This window comes from Candidatus Vallotiella hemipterorum, from assembly GCF_910593725.1.
GTDB classification, from domain to species: domain Bacteria; phylum Pseudomonadota; class Gammaproteobacteria; order Burkholderiales; family Burkholderiaceae; genus Mycetohabitans; species Mycetohabitans hemipterorum.
In genome coordinates, this window is sequence record NZ_OU343031.1 from 803885 (window position 1) to 825004 (window position 21120).

At 42.4% G+C, this 21120-nt stretch carries 13 protein-coding genes and 2 tRNA genes; 9 read left to right on the forward strand and 6 right to left on the reverse strand.

Going from position 1 to position 21120, the window contains the following annotated elements; all coding sequences use genetic code 11:
- Nucleotides 1-65: 65 nt before the first annotated feature.
- The 5 genes from KW136_RS02740 to mfd form a co-directional block, all read right to left on the reverse strand.
- Complete coding sequence (locus KW136_RS02740; RefSeq protein WP_216796977.1) at nt 66-1208, reverse strand: tetratricopeptide repeat protein; 1143 nt, start codon at nt 1206-1208, stop codon at nt 66-68.
- Nucleotides 1209-1255: 47 nt separating this feature from the next.
- Nucleotides 1256-1939: a PspA/IM30 family protein gene (locus KW136_RS02745; RefSeq protein ID WP_216796979.1), complete on the reverse strand. Its 684-nt coding sequence runs from the start codon at nt 1937-1939 to the stop codon at nt 1256-1258.
- A 1877-nt stretch (nt 1940-3816) separates the two neighbouring features.
- A complete protein-coding gene (locus KW136_RS04190; protein WP_281421776.1) occupies nt 3817-3942 on the reverse strand; it encodes a hypothetical protein in 126 nt (41 codons plus the stop codon).
- 451 nt (nt 3943-4393) lie between these two features.
- Nucleotides 4394-4540: a hypothetical protein gene (locus KW136_RS02750; RefSeq protein WP_216796981.1), complete on the reverse strand. Its 147-nt coding sequence runs from the start codon at nt 4538-4540 to the stop codon at nt 4394-4396.
- 558 nt (nt 4541-5098) lie between these two features.
- Complete coding sequence (mfd, locus tag KW136_RS02755; protein WP_216796982.1) at nt 5099-8578, reverse strand: transcription-repair coupling factor; 3480 nt, start codon at nt 8576-8578, stop codon at nt 5099-5101.
- 91 nt (nt 8579-8669) lie between these two features.
- Here mfd and ispD point away from each other — a divergent pair, with 91 nt between their 5' ends.
- Nucleotides 8670-9407 (forward strand): 2-C-methyl-D-erythritol 4-phosphate cytidylyltransferase, encoded by a 738-nt coding sequence (gene ispD, locus KW136_RS02760; protein WP_216796984.1) that lies wholly within the window; start codon nt 8670-8672, stop codon nt 9405-9407.
- A gap of 60 nt (nt 9408-9467) precedes the next feature.
- Nucleotides 9468-9953: a 2-C-methyl-D-erythritol 2,4-cyclodiphosphate synthase gene (gene ispF / locus KW136_RS02765; RefSeq protein WP_216796986.1), complete on the forward strand. Its 486-nt coding sequence runs from the start codon at nt 9468-9470 to the stop codon at nt 9951-9953.
- A 665-nt stretch (nt 9954-10618) separates the two neighbouring features.
- Here the strand turns inward: ispF and KW136_RS02770 are convergent.
- Entirely contained in the window at nt 10619-11440 is an 822-nt protein-coding gene (locus KW136_RS02770; protein WP_216796988.1) for a squalene/phytoene synthase family protein, read from the reverse strand.
- Nucleotides 11441-11651: 211 nt separating this feature from the next.
- Between KW136_RS02770 and KW136_RS02775 the strand changes: the two genes are divergently transcribed.
- The 7 genes from KW136_RS02775 (at nt 11652) to KW136_RS02805 (ending at nt 20842) form a co-directional block, all read left to right on the forward strand.
- Nucleotides 11652-11738, forward strand: a tRNA-Leu gene (locus KW136_RS02775).
- A gap of 1002 nt (nt 11739-12740) precedes the next feature.
- Nucleotides 12741-14096: a trigger factor gene (tig, locus tag KW136_RS02780; RefSeq protein ID WP_216796989.1), complete on the forward strand. Its 1356-nt coding sequence runs from the start codon at nt 12741-12743 to the stop codon at nt 14094-14096.
- An 85-nt stretch (nt 14097-14181) separates the two neighbouring features.
- Nucleotides 14182-14835, forward strand: a complete 654-nt coding sequence (clpP, locus tag KW136_RS02785; RefSeq protein ID WP_216796990.1) for an ATP-dependent Clp endopeptidase proteolytic subunit ClpP — start codon at nt 14182-14184, stop codon at nt 14833-14835.
- A 145-nt stretch (nt 14836-14980) separates the two neighbouring features.
- Nucleotides 14981-16252, forward strand: a complete 1272-nt coding sequence (clpX, locus tag KW136_RS02790; protein ID WP_216796991.1) for an ATP-dependent Clp protease ATP-binding subunit ClpX — start codon at nt 14981-14983, stop codon at nt 16250-16252.
- 194 nt (nt 16253-16446) lie between these two features.
- Entirely contained in the window at nt 16447-18864 is a 2418-nt protein-coding gene (lon, locus tag KW136_RS02795; RefSeq protein WP_216796992.1) for an endopeptidase La, read from the forward strand.
- A gap of 485 nt (nt 18865-19349) precedes the next feature.
- Nucleotides 19350-19422: transfer RNA gene (locus tag KW136_RS02800), tRNA-Val, on the forward strand.
- A 229-nt stretch (nt 19423-19651) separates the two neighbouring features.
- Nucleotides 19652-20842 (forward strand): MFS transporter, encoded by a 1191-nt coding sequence (locus tag KW136_RS02805; protein WP_246583205.1) that lies wholly within the window; start codon nt 19652-19654, stop codon nt 20840-20842.
- Nucleotides 20843-21120 lie beyond the last annotated feature (278 nt).

The following is a 21120-nucleotide window of genomic DNA, read 5'->3' on the forward strand; positions in this document are numbered from 1 at the left end:
TTTTTAGTAATATCTCATCTAAGATTTCTTTTCTTGATTCATGATTATCGATCAACGAGCTGTGTTTAAGTCCAGTTTGAGTCATCGTCGATGCTACTAACATCAATGTTGACGTTAGTAGCATCGCTCCAATCTTCATTGCCATGGCTTATTATATCTAATGTCGGATTGATCGGTGCATCTAGGTGGCTGCACTGCCGATCATTATTAATGATTACCTGCTCAGGGTTGTCTTTAAACATTTGGCTTATTAACATACCAGTTAATAGATTGCTTATGCCGTGTCCGCCACCGCCCGATTGCTGAATGATTACAGTCGGTTGTGGTTGCGTTGACTGTCGCGCTACACTGTCTTGTGTATAACTACTGCACCGGTTAGCTTCTTCGGCATACGTAGATACGCTCTCTTTGCCTAGTGAGTTGCTAGTGCTGCTGATAGCATGGCTCGTAGCAATATTTAAATCATGCTGTCCTTCAGAGTGGGCGCGAACGTTTCTTAGGCGAGATTCGAGATGCTTAAGTGTGTTATCCGATACTAAACTATGATTATTTGCCAGCTCATTGGTTAGCGTACATAATCTACTTTCGATCTCGCTGACTTCATTAAGTAGTGATTCTTGTCCGGTTTCCATTGAAAGGCGCATATCAAGCCTGAGTGAGCGTGCTGTATTTAACAGCTCGGTTGAGCGCTTAAGCTGTGCTTGGAGATGTATCTGCTTAAGACTATTTTGGTTTAAACGTGTGCGTAATACAGTACGGCGTACTAGTAGTAGAACCAAGATCAGTGTGCTAATAAAAACAATCCACATATTTATTGATGGGTTGTGCCACTGCACAGGTGTAGTGGACAGCGATAGTTTATTACGCTCTACCACGCGCTTAGCCTCTCGCTGCACGTATGCTTCGATAGCGTTAAAGTGCTCAGCACTAGAAGAAAATCGCAGCTTAGGATCAAGCATCCGCGCTTTCTCGAGCTCAGATAGCGCATCCGAGGCCCACCCTTCTCTAGCAAGTACTTGACCATATAAGTAGTGTGCATAAGGGCTATTTGGATATGCGCGCAATACTTGAATAAGCTGGCTATGCGCTTTCTGCCAGTTGCTTTGTACGATTAAGTTATTGACCTCATGCATACTGGGTGTAGCAAAAGCTAAAGTCCACGATGAGATAATGGTGCCGACCAAAATAATCGATAGTAGTTTTTTCATCGTTTAATTAGCCGTATAGACCTACGATAGTGCTATCTGCGCGTGATTTACAACTCAATAGTTTTGCTAATCTGCTTTTTTAGCGCATCGAGATGATCATCTACCGAGCTATCTTTAGACAGAGTTGCTAGCTTGTCATCCAGCAATTTTCCACTTCGTTCATTAGCTGAGTTTAGGCGAGAGTCAGATCGCGCATTCTGAAGCGCAACTTTATCCTCGAGTTCCTGGAAGTCTTTTACAAGATTTTGGCCGCCGATTCCACCGAGTGCAGTAGCCGCTGTATTTTTTGCCTTGGCAATCTGCTGCTCGGCCTGTAATATTTTTGAGCGAGCATTTAAGTTATTACGGCGTTTGTGCATCTCATTTATTTGTTTTTTAAGCTTTTCTATTGATGGTTCTAGTGCCTCTAGTTCTTTTGCAATCATATCACGCTCAGCTTTCGCATGAATCTGGGCATTGAGTGCTTCGCGAGTCAACGCTTCATCGCCAGCTTGAAGCGCGCGTTTTGCTCCATCCCCGTACTTCTCTACTTTATTATCAGCAATATCGTGCTTGCTACGCTGCATTGCGACCTGAGCTTCGATCTCGATAAGAGAGTCCTCTGCTTTTGCAATGCTCTCATCAAGTTCACGTACAATCTGCCGAGCATCACTTGCAGGATCTTGAGCCGATTCGGCTGCATCATTCAACAAACCTTTTAGTTTACGCAAGATAATATTTAGTATCGACATAAATTCCTCTACTAATTGGACTACGTCCAAATATTGGCCGTAGGAGATATGAGGCTGGGCTGGCTAGTTACAAGACCAATACTTCCTATAAAGTATAGCGAGACAACCCGTATGCATATTATAATGCGCGCTTTATGTGGCGCCTATCGCAATTTGATTGATCGGTAAGTCGATAGAACAATATCTATAAACCTGGGACGTTATTTTAACTGTCCATCTCAAAAGTACTGAACTCTTTTGATCCTTAGTACAGAAATCTTACTGCTGTGTACGTCTTAAGTGGGGCGTACAAAAACTTTCTAGTCTTTTTTATTTACCAATCCTACTTCTTCGGTAATTCATGCACTAAGTACTAGCTGTTTTTATTCCGAATAGAGCTAGAGTTGTCTTTACTAAAAGTGTTGGTCTACTAATATAAGAAGTGTCAAGTAGGTGTTGATATATCAGGAGTTTATATACCGATTATGGTAGCTATTGAGTATTATAAAATCTATGCACATAGCAGTTAGCCCCCTATTAATATTCTGCTGATAAATATCACAATGCGTACTGCCGATACGAGTAGAGTACAACTTCTTTTCTTTCTATCAAAAAACTAATGTTATTAAGATCTAGGTAATGTTTTTTATAAAGCCGGAGTATCCATCACTTAAAGATTAGCTTTTCAAGTTATACATAAATAAAATTTGATTTTTAAATCAATATGCTTAGGGATTTTCTACGGAGGCTCTCATTCGTACTGCGTTAAAAAACCCCTGGTAATATACGACCGAATGGTTTAGTTTTAAATCTTAGTAATACTCTTTCTTAGTAATACTCTTTACTATAAGGTTTAATATCTATAGAGTTTCTACAATCGGTGTTACTCTATTTCTCTCTTCACTAATTCTATTTATTTTATTTTGTCCTTATCAGATAGTGTGTAAGTCGATAATACGCATGTTCGGTAACGCCATTCAAGGTACGGTTATTTAGTAGCTCCGCTAAAAATACATCATGAGTAACCCATAACTAATAAGATATAGAATATCGGCATCGGAGTTGCGCTTTTCGCGCATGATTGGCACCTGTATCTTTATTGACATGGCTATTCATAATCAGATTAACTTAGTTTTCTACGCTCGACGGGGCAACTCTTCGAATTTAGAATACAAGTTACTCCTACCCAGAATAGCTAAATAGGATTTTTAGAATAGCTTTAAGACGTGGCTAGAAGGGATTCTAATCCTGGGTGTTTCCTTGAGATTTCTAGTCGGTTATTATAACGCGCACTAGTTGCAGTAGCCCAAAAATTAGAGTACGGTAACTTCCGCCAATTGCCCGCTTCAAATAGGGGTAGGGTTCTTTTTAGCACTGATGCTGATGATATTTATGCACAAATTTTAACAGCACTGTAGCGGTAACAAGAAAAAACGTATAACGCTAGTAGCGATTGTTCTATTAAGAACAGCATCCGATTTCCTCGATCTGCATGAGATGGAGTTAGCAGTGGAGAACTTCATAGGTGGTTAAACCATGCCGGTCTCATCTTAAAGTCTGAGAAGCTTTCTAAGTAAACAGTATTTATTTGTGTTGTAATTAGTTGTTATAGTTAATAATCTATTTTAGATATTCTTATTAATAAATATTTACAAGATTTATATAGCTTGAGATATAAAACTTTAATTTTAGCTTTAACATAATATAAATATAAGCTATGCACTTTGTGCGAAGCCACTATTTCGCATGCCTATCACAAACACAAAATTTCATGAATATTGGAAGATTTTTAATCTTAATTGAGGTGCACGGACATATATATGGAATAGGTGCGTGCGAGTCAAGGTGATTAGCATAAAGCACTAGTTGACTTAGCATACTAGGCTAGTAAACCAGCGCTACGCTTTATTAACAAGCGAAATTACTGGCACCAGATCCAGTGCTGGTGTTTTTAGCACGCACTTACATCCAAGCATTATTATGATCCGTACTAAGTAATACTCAGTATCAATGGATAAACGCACTAAACGGGGCTCTCTGATTTTCTAATTTAGTAGAGAGGGTTATAGCATGCGCAATGACTCCTGCATAACTTCTAAAAACCTTAATAAAGGGAATAACATACGAAAGTATATTTATCATCAATACTTGTCTATATTAGACTATGCTCTAGAGCCGGTTCTGCCCTGTACTATAATTCAAGCACTACTATAATTCGAGCACTAGTATATAGTATCTGGGTACTAATCCAGCTTAGTAATTAGTTAATAAATAAAGAGTTTAATCGCCTTAAGTTTCTCAAGGGAAACACATTGGGCTCATAAGAAGCCCTCGCTGCTGCCTGAACTGCAGACGACAGTTAAGATTCTAGAAGACTAGATTAAACTGGCTTTATACAAAAACCCTGTATTTCTCCTAGTTAGGGCGCCTGTACTGGTTTCGTAATTGACCCTAGCTAGCTACTTACCGTCTAGCCTATGTGCTACGGTAATCTGTAGATCTCTGTAGCCGCTCGTACAGGTGCTCAAGGCGCATCTGCGATATCGGCGCATCACACACATATATTTTAATCTCACCAAGATAGTTTGCAGATCTACCTTCAGCAGGTTCCAGAATGCACACTGGAATTTATAGTAGGCCGAGGCTATGTTAATGGTACCGCTACCATACACTCGCTAGTCTGCAAAAAGACTATAAAATTTATAGTTATATAAACATATTGAATAGCCTTTTACGGGCGATAGCGCTGCGCGACATTGTTCTAGGCAGTATAGTTAGCTAGCTCACGACTTATAAATCCCTCTATATTACAGCTGCCGCGCCTATAGACGCTTGACGGTTATTATCATGATGTTGCGCAACAAAAAGAGTACTTCCCAACTGCTATCTATCAGCTGGTACTACGCCAGTGTAACTGTATAGAGCAAAATACTGCCTCGTGTTGCAGTACGGCAACAGCTGACTGGCACCATCAAACTAGTCTATACACCTGATTTTACGTATATGGTGTTGTGTCTAGCGCAATTAAGCACGTGTAATCGTGTATTAATTAAATTAATCCAAGATTTAGTAGGTAGCTTATGGTATTGAAGCCAATTATCTTTTTTATCTACGATAAAGCTACGGGTTATTAACCTATCCAACATAGTATATAAATAATATTTACCTATTCGAATGGTGTTAGCTTGGTGCACCAAGGACCTGTAGTATTTCTATAATCGTTTTGACGCGGCTCTCTAGATCAGGACTATATAGTTCTATACGCAATTTACTCTGCCCTACGGGTTTGATATAGCTATATTTCTGCATTATCTTGATAATATGTCCTGGGTCGATTGCAGGGTTAGGAGTGAATTGCAGCCAGATAACATCTTCCGCTGCATTGATCTTAATAATATCAAGTGACTTAGCTGTTAGCCGCAGTCGATGAGTTGCAATTAGTGTCTGCGCCTGTATTGGCAGCTTTCCAAAGCGATCGATCAGCTCCGCATGAATGCTATCGATAGCGTCGGCTGTCTCACAATTAGCTAGACGCTTATATAACGATAGGCGCTGCGGTACGTCACTGCAATATGCAGCTGGTAGTATCGCTGGCATATGTAAGTTAATTTCGGTAGTGGCGGCTAGAGGTGCGCTTAAATCCGGTTCACGGCCATCCTTTAACGCACGTACAGCGTCATTAAGCATATTTGTATAAAGTTGGAACCCAATTTCCTGGATGGCGCCAGATTGTTTCTCGCCTAAAACCTCCCCGGTACCTCGGATCTCTAAATCATGCATTGCGATATGAAATCCGCCACCTAATTCCTCCATTTTTTGGATAGCTTCGAGGCGCTGCTGGGCCTGCCAGGTCAATGATTCTGGATCGTCAAGCAGGAGGTAGGCATACGCTTGGTGATAAGAGCGACCGACTCGGCCCCGCAACTGATGAAGTTGAGCCAGACCAAATGTATCAGCGCGATGAATCAGGATCGTGTTTGCGTTTGGAACGTCAATCCCGGTTTCTATAATCGTCGTGCATAATAATATGTTCACACGCTGCGCCACGAAGTCGCGCATTACACCCTCGAGAGTACGTTCGTTCATCTGGCCATGTGCTACCGCAATTCGAGCTCCTGGAGCTAGTATTTCGAGCGCTGTTCGTCGTCGGTCGATCGACTCAACTTCGTTATGTAGAAAGTAGACTTGGCCGCCACGCTTAAGCTCGCGTAATATAGCCTCTAGTATTATGCTATCTTCCTCACGGCGCACAAAGGTTTTAATCGCCAATCGCTTTTGCGGTGCCGTAGCAATTATTGAAAAGTCTCGCAACCCTTCTAGGGCCATGCTCAGCGTACGAGGGATTGGTGTAGCTGTTAATGTCAGCACGTCCACTTCCTCGCGTAGTGATTTAAGAGCCTCTTTTTGCTGTACGCCAAAGCGGTGCTCTTCGTCGATGATAACAAGTGCTAGGCGCTTAAAACGCGCGTTTGCAGATAGCAGCTTATGAGTACCGATTACAATATCAACATTACCATTATTAATCGCCTGAATCGTGGCGCTGACCTCCTTGGTAGACTGGAACCGTGATAACTCGGCGATACGCACTGGCCAATTAGCAAAACGGTCGGTGAAGGTCTGCATATGTTGCTCGGCTAATAATGTTGTCGGCGATAAAAAAGCGACTTGCTTACCGTCAAGCGCCGCGATAAAAGCTGCGCGCAGCGCCACTTCTGTCTTACCGAATCCAACATCACCGCACACCAACCGATCCATTGGATAGTTACTGGTCATATCCTTAATAACGGCCGAAATAGCGGCAGCCTGGTCCGGTGTCTCATCGAATCCAAAGCTTTTCGAAAAACGCATGTAGTCTACTGGATTTAGAGCACATGCATGACCCTGGCGGGCTGATCGGCGTGCATATAAGTTTAATAACTCCGCCGCTGTATCTCGGATATTTTGAGCGGCGCGCCGTCTGGCTTTTTCCCACTGTCCAGAGCCAAGTGCCTGGAGTGGAGCCCTCTCTGGATCGGCGGCATTATATCGAGAAACCACGTGTAACTGCGACACCGGGACATATAGGATACCGCTATCCTTATACGTTAAATGTAAAAATTCAGTGTCGCCTTCACCTATATCCATCAGCACTAATCCCATGTACCGTCCGATTCCGTATTGACTATGAACAATAGGGTCACCAACCGTTAATTCAGATAGATCGCGCACTATGGAGTCGATATTACTAGCGGTCTGCTCTTGGCGACGACGAGATCCGCCTCGGCCCAAAAGCGGACCATATAACTCAGTTTCAGTAACTATTGTAATATGCTCGATTGGTAGTATAAAACCAGATGTAATAGGTGCCACAGCTAGACCGAATAGTACGTCTCCCTGTATAAACTCATCGAATGAATCGAATGTAGATGTCTGAAGAAGGTGATCAGCAAGCAATTGAGCGATAGTTTCTCGGCGCCCAGCTGACTCAGCTAAAAGCAAAACTCGATGATCTGTCGTACTGAGATAGCAGCGCAGTGCGTTGAGCGAATCATCCGCGCGGCGATCGATTGCTAGTAATGGAAGGGGCATTGACCAGCGTGAGATATCATTTTCGGATATTTTCTGGGCTAGCAAGAAACGCGCAAACGGCTTGACTAAAGTGAAGAAATCCTGCTCAGATAAAAATAGGCGCACGGGCGCTAGGATTGGACGCTCAGGGTCATGTGACAAAGATTCGTACCGCTGCTTTGTTTCAATGCTAAATTGCCGTATCGACTCCCCGACATTGCCAACTAGTACTAAATGCGCGTGCTTGGGCAGATAATGGAAGAGGGTTGAGGTGTCATCGAAGAACAGCGGTAGGTAGTATTCGATACCCGCCGATGCTATGCCATTACTAATGTCCTGATAAATAGGTGAGCAGGATGGATTACCTTCAAATTCAGCGCACCATCGACTACGAAACGAGGCGCGAGCGGTTTCATCAAACGAAAACTCCCGTCCTGGGAGTAAGAGTACATCGCATACAGGATAAAGACTACGCTGTGTATCGGGACTGAATGTTCGAATAGAATCAATTTGCTCTTTAAGAAGGTTGATTCGATAGGGAAGCGATGAGCCCATCGGAAATAAATCTATTAATGAGCCGCGTACACAGTATTCACCCGGATACTTAACTTGGATTACGTGTTTGTAGCCCGACCATGATAACCATGACTTTAGATCGGCTTCCTCTAGACACTGTCCTTGCTTATACTTGAACGTATACGAGGATATAAACGTAGTCGGCGGCATCCGATACAGCGCGGTTATAGCAGAGATAACGAGTATGTCACATCGCCCCTCACCTAAATCAAACAGCGTAGCGAGCCGCTCTGAAATTAGGTCTTGGTGCGGGGAAAACCTATCGTACGGCAGGGTTTCCCAGTCTGGCAAAAGCCGCACCTGAACTCCAGGTGAGAAATAACTAATTTCCTGCTGTAAGCGCTGTGCATCAGCTGCGGTCGCGCAGATAAGCGCAAGCATCGGTATGCGGTGGCGATTTGATAGGTAATAGCGCGAAATTGCTAGCGCATCAGCCGATTTTAATGCGCCATCAAAAGCATAACGCTGCCCTGCCTTGAGAAAGGGCAGGGGGCAAATGGACAATTGAGCGGGTGACACAGAAGGGTAATGTATCATGAGCAGATAATAAGAGTTGCTGACGGACACTTGAAGGACCTATTATAAAATCCGTCTTTCATCTTAACTCCGCATAAATTACTCGACCTTTGTGATTCCCCGCCTCTTTGCCATAATTCCCTGCGCTGGAACCGGTTCGCGCGCCGGTTCCTTAATTCCGAAGCAGTATCGAACGATTGCGGGACGCAACTTGTTGTACTACTCACTAATCGCATTTGATGCATGCCCGGAGTTTACCCAAATACTCCTAGTACTTTCGCCTGACGACATCCACTTCGATCCGAGCCACTTGGGTGCATTACGCTATGCAGTCAAGCGCTGCGGCGGTGAAATCAGGAGAAAATCAGTGTACAACGGGCTAATTAAGCTAGCCGAATTCGGCGCACGTGCTTCTGACTGGGTTTTGGTTCACGACGCAGCCCGACCAGGTATTACGCCAAGATTAATTCGAACGCTGATAGCTGCCGTACAAGACGACCCTGTTGGTGGCATTGTAGCGATACCAGTAATTGATACGCTTAAACGTGTCAATGCACAGCAGGGTTCTGAAATTAGCAATAAGGTAACGGCATTGCGTATTAGCTCGACTGAGCCTCGTGACTATTTATGGCAAGCACAGACTCCACAAATGTTTCGTATCGGCATATTGCGAGAGGCGCTTGCGCAGGCGCCAGTGCGTAGCTATCCACTAACTGACGAGGCTTGCATACTCGAATCTCTTGGTTATAAACCTTTAATTGTGCGGGGAAGTGCGCGCAACTTTAAAGTAACATATCCGGAAGACTTTGAGCTAGCTGAGGCATTTCTCACGTATAGAGCGGCGAGTTGAACGCCATCATGCGCGATATTCCGTACTTAAAATTTACTGAATTCAGTAAGAGAACGACGAATGAATTTAAGAATTGGCCAGGGCTATGATGTGCATAGACTAATACTAAGGCGACCGCTGGTACTTGGCGGGGTGATGGTGCCTTATAAATACGGGCTGCTTGGATATTCGGATGCCGATGTACTGCTACATGCGATCATAGACGCGCTGCTTGGCGGTGCGGCTCTAGGTGATATTGGTCGTCACTTTCCCGATACTGATCCGAAATTTTTAGGCTCTAACAGTCGCATTCTATTGCGTGAAGCAGCGAGACGTGTAGCGCAAGCGGGATATCGTATTGTCAACGTAGACAGCACTATAATCGCTCAGCATCCTAAGATGTCTCAGTATATTCCATCAATGCGAGAGAATATTGCGATAGATCTTAATGTTAACGACGACGCTGTTAACATTAAAGCCAAAACTAATGAGAATTTAGGCTATCTCGGCCGTGGTAAGGCCATTGAGGCACAAGCCATAGCACTCTTGATAGCCACTGGGGCCTAATAATTATGTATGAATGAGTAATTCCGGTTAGTCGGGTTAATAAACTGGCTTATATTTATAGGTAACTACACTATAGTTCAGATAAAGAATTACTTACTCCAGTATAAGGTGGGTTTGCTTCTAGGATGAGCTTATGCCTTTTTAAGGTTTATAAATAAAGATTACCGTTGACAAGAGAGGTTTTATTAACACTGGAACCCACCAAAATATAGAGTGGTTATTTATTCGGGTCTATACCAAAACACGTTTGTGTGAGCAATCTAGCGTCTTATACAGAGACCATACTGTCGTCAATATTCATAAACATTATGGCCCAGCATTCTGTATTAATCATGTAGTGAACTAAATGGCATGGTGTGCTTGATGAATATTCAATAACAGCACTGAACATGCTTTGGTTGTCACGCGATTTGTTTCAAACAAACACATATATAAGGGATTCTAGAGTATTAGCATGTAGCCATAAATCGCTATTTGCTTACGCGTCATTAATTGCTATTGGCCTTATATGCTCCACCCTACAATAGGGTGGGGTGTATTTAGGCACTTCTTCTTACTTAGTATACGTTCGATACGTCTTAGGGGTTATTGTAGTTGAACAGGCTCATAAAGAGAGATAATAAGCCCCCCCCTAGGACAAGGGAGGTGTTATGGACGTTAATCCATTAACGAGTGCACCAGGCAATCCATAACTTTCGTAGTGGAGTTAGCGCAATACGCTGATGCAGTACGCGATAGTTCTCTACCTCTACTTCGTGAAGCAGCGCTAGCAATATAGAGGCTTGCGCGCGGAGCACTCGCTGCGCTTTTCGCTCGGTTTCCGGCATCGCATTGAGAGCCTCAATAAGGGAGCGGCGCGCACGCTCAACCTGGAAGGACATTAACTGTGTAAAGCCTTGACTATAACGAGAATGCAGGATGTCATTAGACGTCACACTAAATTGTCTCATTTCGTCGAGTGGGATGTAAATACGGCCGCATCTCGCGTGCACGCCAGTACGCTCAACTATATCTGCCAATAGCAATGCTCGACCTAGCTTCGGTGCCCACAACGCTAGAGTGGATGGCTCACTCGTAGTGACTCTGGCTAATGTATCTGCTAGTGTAGCCCCTACACGCTCTAGGTAACGGTATAATTCTAAAAAGTTAAGATAGCGTGTTTGATCCAAGTCCATCTGGTAACCTGATAGCCACGTCATAAATGTCTGAATAGGCGGAAAGCTAGTGTAATAACGCGCTATAGCTTGCGTCACTGGATGGGTCGGCTTATCCTGCGCCAGGGCACCGAATTCGCTTTTCCACCAGGTGAGCTTAACATGACCGATAGTCGGATCACTTACCTCTCGAACGCTTTCGGAAAGCTTTTGATGCAATGCGTATAACGCTGTCAATAAAGGCCTCGCCTTCGATGGCGCACGCTGAAGCGCGTAATATGTACTAGATCCAACTGGCGCAGCTTTTTGCTGGCAATAATTTTTGATATTCACGTGAAACAAAAGGTAGAAAGCATCTGTAGTGCGTCATGCAAAAAACAAAAGCCTAGCATCCTAGTATTTAGGCATAAATACTAGGCAGACAAAGCGTAGTAAATATATTAAAATCTAAGTTTTGTAGTGGTAGCTTGCGAGTCGCAGCTAACTGTACTTTAGCTGGCAAAAAAATAGCGCAACTGGGCAATGCGTAATACATCTCCTAGATGCGAGGATGGCGAAATTGGTAGACGCACCAGGTTTAGGTCCTGACGCCCGCAAGGGTGTAGGGGTTCGAGTCCCCTTCCTCGTACCACGGCTTTGCCTCTAGCAGGCTATTATAAACTCCATAGGCCTATAAGAAAGCTTGGGCTTGCTCTACGCAGATTGCTGTTGTCGTGAACATTCCCATCCTCCCTTAAAGGGTAGGTAATTTGATGGCTAAAAAATAATCAGAAATTTTATCGTTCATACAGTGTGGCGTTTAATATTTCAGAAGATACATGGAGCTTTTCTAGCTTTATTTCTAGGTTTGATAGGAAACCACACGAAAGTGGCAAGTCGTGCAGAAAACACTCAACACACTTTTAAAAAAGTACAATACCCCGCCAAGTATACGTTTGACATTAAGTACAAATGTCGGTTGGTATTTTCGACGTATCTGTTTTTCGTACGCAGTCTAGTTGTTTCTATGCTCTTAACACCCGCACGTTTTATGGATAACATTATACCTAACCTCAAGGATCGTTATTTCAGCAGTGCGCGATTGGAGGTTCTAAAATATAGCGAGCATCTCTCAATCAAGGCTCTCTAAGCTAGTGTCATAACAAGAGAAGTCTACCTAGATTAGGGTGGGGGCGGTGCCCTTATTCGCTCCTTGATAATCGATGTATTAATTTTTCACTATCTAAGCAAGACTGATATCTTGCTTAGATAGTTTTAGAATATACGTATATGGACCATAAAAATGGAGGTCGCGTTAGATTAATCGGAAGAAATTATATTGTGTTGCCCCTATTAAGCAGTCCTTACATTTAATAGCCGAGCAGTGGGATCGAATATAGCGATAAGCAACGTTGCCCGATACAAGTACTATATCTTTAGGAGGTTTATATACAAACCATTAGCTCAAATCAGCCTCCTAAGCGCTTTATACTAGTTATCAGTTCGATAATAAGGCAAAAGATATATAAATAAAACGCGCTTTCGTACTAGCATCTGCTAGAAAATTTGACGGAATAAACCTTGCTATATAGGCTACCGCTTTCTTGGAGTCTGGAGAGCCAGATACTCAAATACTTTAGGATAGATTGAATTCATGGCTAACGTTGTAGAAAATCTTGGAAAACTTCAACGGCGCGTAACAATTACATTACCGAAGAAGGTTATCCAAAAAGAAATTGATGAACGTATCCGAAAGTTAGCGAAGAATGTCCGAATATCTGGTTTTCGCCCCGGAAAAGTACCACTCAAGACGGTTACACAGCGGTACGCGAGCCAGCTCGAGATAGAGGTACTAAGGGAAAGTATTAACAAGGAATTTCTCTACATCAGCGGGGCTAAAAGCCTGCGCGTGGTAGAGCAACCAAGCATCTCTATAAATAAAGAATCTACGGAGGGCGATGCATATGTATTTGATGCGACCTTTGAGGTCTATCCGGAAGTAAAGCTTAGTAACATCTCTGGTGCGGAAATTCAGAGGAAAATAACAAGAATCGGTGATTCTGAGATTGACCGTACTATCAAAATACTACATAAACAGCGGATACGCTTTTGCTCCCACAATGACTTAAGCGAGCCCGGGAGGAATAGTAAAGATATCAGTGCGCAGAGCGGAGATCGTATAACAATCGACTTAGTTAGTAAGATTGACGGCAAAGTATTTCCCGGGGGTAGTTCGGAAAACCTTACATTTATACTCGGCGAAGGCCAAATTCTTCCAGAATTCGAGCGAGCGACGCTAGGCCTAAAAGTAGGGGAGTCTAAAAAGTTCGACCTTAAGTTTCCAGATGATTATTATTCTCAAGATATAGCCAGCAAAACCGCGTGTTTTACGATCATCATTAAAAAGATTGAATGGCCGAATCAGCTTGAAATTGATTCTGAATTTGCGAAATCACTCGGCATCGTAGATGGAGACTTAACAAAGATGCGTTCAGAAATAAAAGATAATCTAGAGCGCGAGGTAAAGCGACGAACGCAGGCTATTCTGAAAAATCAGGTAATGAATGCGCTATTAAGACTTTCCGACTTCGATATACCAAATTCGCTGATCGAACAAGACCAGCAGAGGCTTATCGAAATTTCACGTCAAGAGCTAGCACGCCGCGGTGTGCTAGCTTCAGAAAAGACTGCGATCTCGACCGAAATATTTAAACAGCGGGCCGAACGTCGAGTAAAACTCAGTTTGATTCTGTCTGATCTAGTAAAGAATCATAAGTTAGAGGCTAAACCAAAACAAATCCAAGCCGTAGTGAACGAATTTTCGAAAAGCCATGAGGACCCAGAAAAAGTTGCGCACTGGTATTATTCAGACCAGCAGCGCCTGGCTGAGATAGAAGCATACGTAGTCGAAAATAATGTCGTAGACTTTGTACTGGGCAAGGCGAATGTGACCGATAAAGAGGTTAGCTTCGAGGAATTAATGAAAGCCTCTCAGGAAGCTGAAGCATAACACCGCATATCATTCTCGCGTTTTTACTCTGGTTAACGTATGCATTACTAAAGCATCCAATGTCTCCAGATATAAGGACAAACTGATGACGTTCCATGCAGATTTAATGAATCAAATAGCTACACATACTACTAGAGATTCCGAAACCCAGGCTCTGGGATTAGTTCCCATGGTCGTTGAGACAAGCGGACGGGGTGAGCGAGCCTACGACATCTATTCACGCCTACTTAAAGAGCGTCTAGTTTTCCTAGTGGGTGAAGTAAACGACCAGACCGCTAATTTAGTAGTTGCTCAATTGCTATTTCTCGAAAGTGAGAACCCAGATAAAGACATTAGTCTATATATTAACAGTCCAGGTGGTTCAGTATCGGCCGGCATGGCTATCTACGATACGATGCAATTTATTAAACCGGACGTATCTACGCTATGCGTGGGACTTGCGGCCAGTATGGGCGCCTTTTTGCTTGCTGCCGGCGCAAGAGGTAAGCGTATTGTTTTACCAAATGTTCGCATTATGATTCACCAGCCCCTAGGCGGTGCTCGAGGCCAAGCATCTGATATCGAAATTCAGGCTCGCGAAATTATGTTCCTAAAAGATCGCCTAAACCATCTTCTATCGCAGCATACCGGGCAATCAGTCGAGCAGATTCTGAGGGATACAGATCGTGATAATTTTATGTCAGGCGAGGATGCGCAGACCTATGGTTTAATCGACCGTGTTCTGCATAAGCGTCCATAATAAAGAGGTCCTGCTATTGCGCGAGGCAAAATTTGTCTATTAGATTTAATAAATATAGTAATAGAGGGCTTATAGCTGGCTTAGTGGTGCCGGGGTAATCAATCGGCGTATGATATGCAAGAAATGTCCAGAGGCTTATATATTTATGGCGGACAATAAATCTGCGAATAGCGAGAAGAATCCTTGCTGCTCGTTCTGCGGAAAAAGTCAGCATGATGTCATGAAACTCATCGCAGGACCGTTGGTTTTTATTTGCGATGAGTGCATTAATTTATGTAACGAAATTATCCTTGATGAAGCCGCTAGTGCAGCCCAAGATAAAAAATCTTTGCCATCCGGCTTACCCAGCCCTCCAGAAATACGCGCGATCCTTGATCAGTATGTAATTGGGCAAGAACATGCGAAAAAAATTCTTGCGGTAGCAGTGTACAATCACTACAAGCGCCTAAAGTATCTCGACAAAAAAGATGACGTCGAGTTATCTAAGAGTAACGTTTTATTAATTGGACCAACTGGATCAGGTAAAACTTTACTTGCACAAACTCTTGCAAGAGTGCTGAATGTTCCGTTTGTAATCGCGGATGCAACTACTCTAACAGAGGCCGGCTATGTTGGCGAAGACGTTGAGAACATTATTCAAAAGTTGCTCCAGAATTGTAATTGCGAGGTTGAGAAAGCGCAGAATGGCATTGTTTACATCGATGAGATCGACAAAATTAGCCGAAAATCGGATAATCCGTCGATTACTCGTGACGTATCGGGCGAAGGTGTACAACAAGCGCTACTTAAACTAATTGAAGGAACGATAGCATCAGTACCGCCACAAGGCGGCCGAAAGCATCCAAATCAAGACTTTATCCAGATCGATACAACTAATATCCTATTTATCTGTGGGGGAGCGTTTGATGGTCTTGAAAAAGTGATTACAAACCGTACAGAAAAAAGCGGTATTGGTTTTGGGGCTAGCGTAAAAAGTCAGCAGGATCGCGACGCAGGCGAAGTTTTGCGAGATGTCGAGCCCGAAGACCTAATTAAATTCGGACTTATTCCTGAACTTATTGGTCGCCTACCAGTTGTCGCAACTCTAAACAACCTAGATGAGGATGCATTAATCAAAATTCTTGTTGAGCCGAAAAACGCATTAGTTAAGCAATACAAAAAAATATTTAATATGGAGCAAGTAGAGCTTGAAATTCAGCCGGCGGCACTACGGATGATCACAAAAAAAGCAATCCTTCGCAAAGCCGGCGCACGCGGATTACGTTCGATCCTAGAACAAGCATTACTAGATATTATGTATGAGCTACCAACTTTTAAGGGCGTTAAAAAAATTGTCATCGATGAGAATGTTATTGAGGGTAATAGCAAGCCATTCATAATCTATGAAGATATGCCAAAAGTATCTGGAAGCAATTAATCAGTGACGCACTTATTTCTCGCGGACTCTTACAATAAGATAAATAAATTTTTTTGTTTAAAGAAAAGTGATTAAAAATTTTTTAACCACCAGACCTTAATAAAAGTTTTTTATATTTATTTACACCAGAATATTGTAATAAGAAATTATTATCTTAATTTTAGAACGCACTTGATTTCATACTGAGGATAAAAATGTCAGGAAGCCAACTTCTTCCGACTGAATGCAATACTTTCCCGCTGCTTCCGCTGCGGGATGTAGTCGTGTTCCCCCACATGGTAATACCGCTATTTGTTGGCCGCCCAAAATCTATTAAAGCACTTGAAGTGGCTATGGAAGATGGCAAACATATTATGCTTGTCGCTCAAAAAGCTGCCTCGAAAGATGAGCCGACTGTAACAGATCTTTATGAAGTCGGATGTGTCGCGAATATACTTCAAATGCTTAAACTACCAGATGGTACTGTAAAGGTATTAGTCGAGGGGTTACGGCGCGCAAAGACACTATCTATTACAGAGCATGATACTATATTTTTGTGTGAATTAATGCCGGTAGAACTAGACTGTGCTAACGGTGCTGAGACAGAGGCATTGAGGCGTGCAATTATTTCGCAATTTGACCAGTATATAAAGCTTAACAAAAAAATCCCTCCCGAGATCCTCACATCACTATCTGGAATCGACGAAGTAGGGCGTCTTGTCGATACAATCGCTGCGCATCTTCCATTGAAGCTGCACCAGAAGCAAAGCATTCTAGAAATATTTCCTGTTATTGCCCGATTAGAGCATTTGCTCGCGCAACTTGAGTCTGAAATCGATATTTCACAGGCCGAGAAGCGTATTCGTGGGCGTGTAAAGCGCCAGATGGAAAAAAGCCAGCGAGAGTACTATCTTAACGAGCAGGTTAAAGCAATACAGAAAGAGCTTGGCGAGGGAGAAGATGGTGTTGATATTGAAGAGCTTGAAAAGCGCATTACAGCCGCACGTATGCCGAAAGAAGCAAAGAAAAAAGCGGATGCCGAACTAAAGAAACTTAAGTTAATGTCGCCTATGTCTGCTGAAGCTACTGTAGTGCGTAATTATCTTGAGATATTAATTAGCTTGCCGTGGAGGAAAAAGAGCAAAGTTAATAATAATCTAGCGAATGCCGAAAGTGTACTAGATGAAGACCATTTTGGTCTTGAAAAAGTCAAAGAACGTATTCTCGAGTATCTAGCAGTTCAGCAACGTGTAGAAAAAGTAAAAGCACCTATTTTATGCTTAGTTGGTCCTCCCGGTGTTGGAAAGACCTCACTTGGACAGTCAATCGCACGCGCAACAAACCGAAAGTTTGTGCGCATGGCTCTCGGCGGTGTACATGATGAGAGTGAGATACGCGGTCATCGTCGTACTTATATTGGATCAATGCCCGGGAAGATAGTGCAAAATTTAACAAAATCGGGAGTACGCAATCCGCTTTTTCTGCTCGACGAGGTCGATAAAATGGGGAGAGACTACCGAGGGGACCCATCATCTGCATTGCTTGAGGTGCTTGATCCGGAACAAAATCATACATTTTCAGATCACTACGTCGAGGTTGAGGTTGATTTATCTGATGTAATGTTCGTAGCAACATCGAATTCTCTAAATATTCCAGCGCCATTACTAGATCGGATGGAAGTGATTAGGCTATCCGGCTACACTGAAGACGAAAAAGTTAATATTACACAGCGTTACTTAATACCCAAGCAAAAGCATAACAATGGTCTAAAAGAAAGCGAAATAGAAGTAACAGAAGCTGCAATTCAAGATATTGTACGGTATTACACCCGTGAAGCAGGTGTGCGCTCACTCGAGCGTGAGGTATCAAAGATCTGCCGAAAAATTGTGAAAATGCTTCTCTTAAAGCAAATAAATAGTTCAATTAAGGTTGATACAAGTAACCTAGATATGTTCCTTGGCGTACGAAAGTACGACTTTGGACTAGCTGCAAAAGAAAACCAAATCGGTCAAGTAACTGGCCTAGCATGGACAGAAGTTGGTGGAGATTTATTAACAATTGAAGCGGCGCAAATGCCCGGCAAGGGAAATGTTCTTCGTACTGGCTCACTCGGCGATGTGATGAAGGAATCCGTTGAGGCTGCTCGCTCAGTCGTACGTTCGCGCTCCCGTCGGCTGGGTATTATAGATGAAACATTTAAAAAAAGGGATATTCACATACACGTACCAGAAGGTGCTACACCTAAAGACGGTCCTTCTGCGGGTATTGCAATGACAATCGCTCTAATCTCAGTACTAACTAGTATTCCAGTACGAGCTGATGTTGCGATGACTGGTGAAATCACGCTACGTGGCGAAGTACTGCCAATTGGCGGACTAAAAGAGAAGTTACTAGCTGCGCTTCGCGGTGGCATAAAGCTTGTATTAATTCCAGAAGAAAACGTGAAAGATCTTGCTGAAATTCCAGATGCCGTGAAAAATACAATAGAGATTGTCCCAGTCCGGTGGATTGATCAAGTATTAAAGTGGGCACTTGTGCGCATGCCAGATGCGTTACCAGCAGAACATTCGCAGACCACTCCAGTAGCTGATACTCAGCCGAGTGATATAATTAGTGAAGTTGTTAAGCACTAAAATTTATTTGGGTTTTATTTATTAATATATACTATGATATAGTACAACAAAAAATTTGCAAAAATTTTTTTGACCTCAAACTAAAATATATAATTATTTATAAAATTTTATAAGTTTGTATAAAGCAGCTTGGAGCTAGCACTCTAAAATATAAAATTTAGCAGCGTCGCACCTTTAAATATGCCAATCAGAATTGTTTCACCTACTAACAATTCTAAAAAGTAATCAAGTACCATACATACGTTCATAACAAAACTAAGATAGTTGTCTAATTCATAATGTTTAGTAAAAAACAATGATCATAGCAATAAAAATTACTTTTTCTTTCTATTCTGTAAGTTTCTAATTTATAAGAATACTTATGCGATCTTATCGCATAAGTATTTTAAAATAACTAAGCATAATACTTTAACATAGCGAAAACTGCTGGTAAAGTTCCGGAAGATATGACAGAATTAGATTCTGTATATGATAAAATAGTAAATGGGTGCTTAGCTCAGGTGGTAGAGCGACGCCCTTACAAGGCGTAGGTCGGGGGTTCAAATCCCTCAGCACCCACAGTGCTACCTCGCAATAAAACTAATAACTCATTTATAAAAATATTGCAAGTAACGAAATTTAGATAATTAATGAGTTAATACTGCATATTACAGCTAATATCTTTAGTATTAGAGACTAAACACTTCCATTGAATCAAGAGTGAAGTTCCTAAATAATTAGGATATGAAAGACCGTAATTTCCAAGATAAATTTCATGCCAAACGTCAATAATGGAACTATAACTGATATGTCAGCGACAAGCCTTTACTTACATGCAAAAGGCAATGTAGCTAGACTCACTATAGCGCAAGCACTCGCTGGTGCAAATTCTACTGTGATATATGCAACAGGGGCGATTATTGGAAATATGCTCGCACCTAGTCATGCTTTAGCAACTTTTCCGGTTTCGATTTTTGTTGTCGGAATGGCCGTATCATCGCTGCCAGCTGGGGCTATTGTTCAGCATTGGGGCCGCCGTGCCGTTTTTATGATTGGAGCTGGATGTGGTGTGCTTTCTGGCTTACTTGCCGCCTGGGCTATTAAGTTAAACTCATTCTGCCTATTTTGCCTTGCAACCTTTTTTGGTGGCGTTTATGCGGCAGTTGTGCTGTCTTTCCGATTTGCTGCTGCAGATTGTGTTCCTAATGAGCACCGCTCGCGTGCACTATCATTTGTTATGGCAGGTGGAGTTTTCGCGGGGATTATCGGTCCTCAGCTCGTCACCTGGACTATGGGCTTATGGGCACCGTACCCATTTGCAGCGACTTTTCTAGCGCAAGCAGTAGTTGGGGTATTTTCCGCACTCCTTTTGAGAGGAGTGCGTCTCCCTAAATCGCCTATACAAAAGCCCTCAGGGGGGCGTTCAATTACTCTTATACTCCGCCAGCCCCGATTTATTACAGCCGTCATCTGTGCGGTTGTATCTTATTTATTGATGAACTTCCTTATGACAGCCGCCCCATTTGCTATGCAAATGTGCGGTCTATCTCAGGCCTCCTCTAATCTTGGTATTCAGTGGCATGTAATTGCAATGTACGCGCCAAGCTTCTTTACCGGTACTCTCGTTGCGCGATTCGGTGCACAACGAGTTGTAACAACCGGACTTATTCTGATTGGGCTTTCAGCTATAACGGGTTTACTTGGCGCAGATGTAGGTCATTTCTGGCTGACACTTATTCTACTTGGTATTGGTTGGAATTTTGGTTTTGTAGGCGCATCTTCTGTTGTTCTTGAATGCCATCAGCCAGAAGAAAGTATTCGGGTTCAATCGCTTAATGACTTTATTATATTTGGAACAATGGTTTTTGGTTCTTTCCTATCAGGAAGTTTACTCACGATATTCGGATGGAAAATAGTACTCTGGTTTTCGTTTATTCCTCTTGCGGCAGCTGGAATCACGTTAGTACTTGCTTCTCGGTATTCGTATTTAGATACATAACAATCTATATAATTGGGGATAATACCAGCTCTGCCGATAATAAAGTGTTAAGCTCTTCAAAAATATAAAATATTTAGTAGTTAATATAAATGTTTATATAAATAGTAGAATCGCATTCATTTAATGCAGTATGCTACTAAAACTATGAATAGTATTCAGTCAATCATTACATAAAATTTTTTATTTAATACTTAAAGTATTATTTTATTGATTCTTGGAATAAATCTTTTTTACTATAATTCTTATTATAGGCAAAGTTAAATTCTTGTGCAATAATT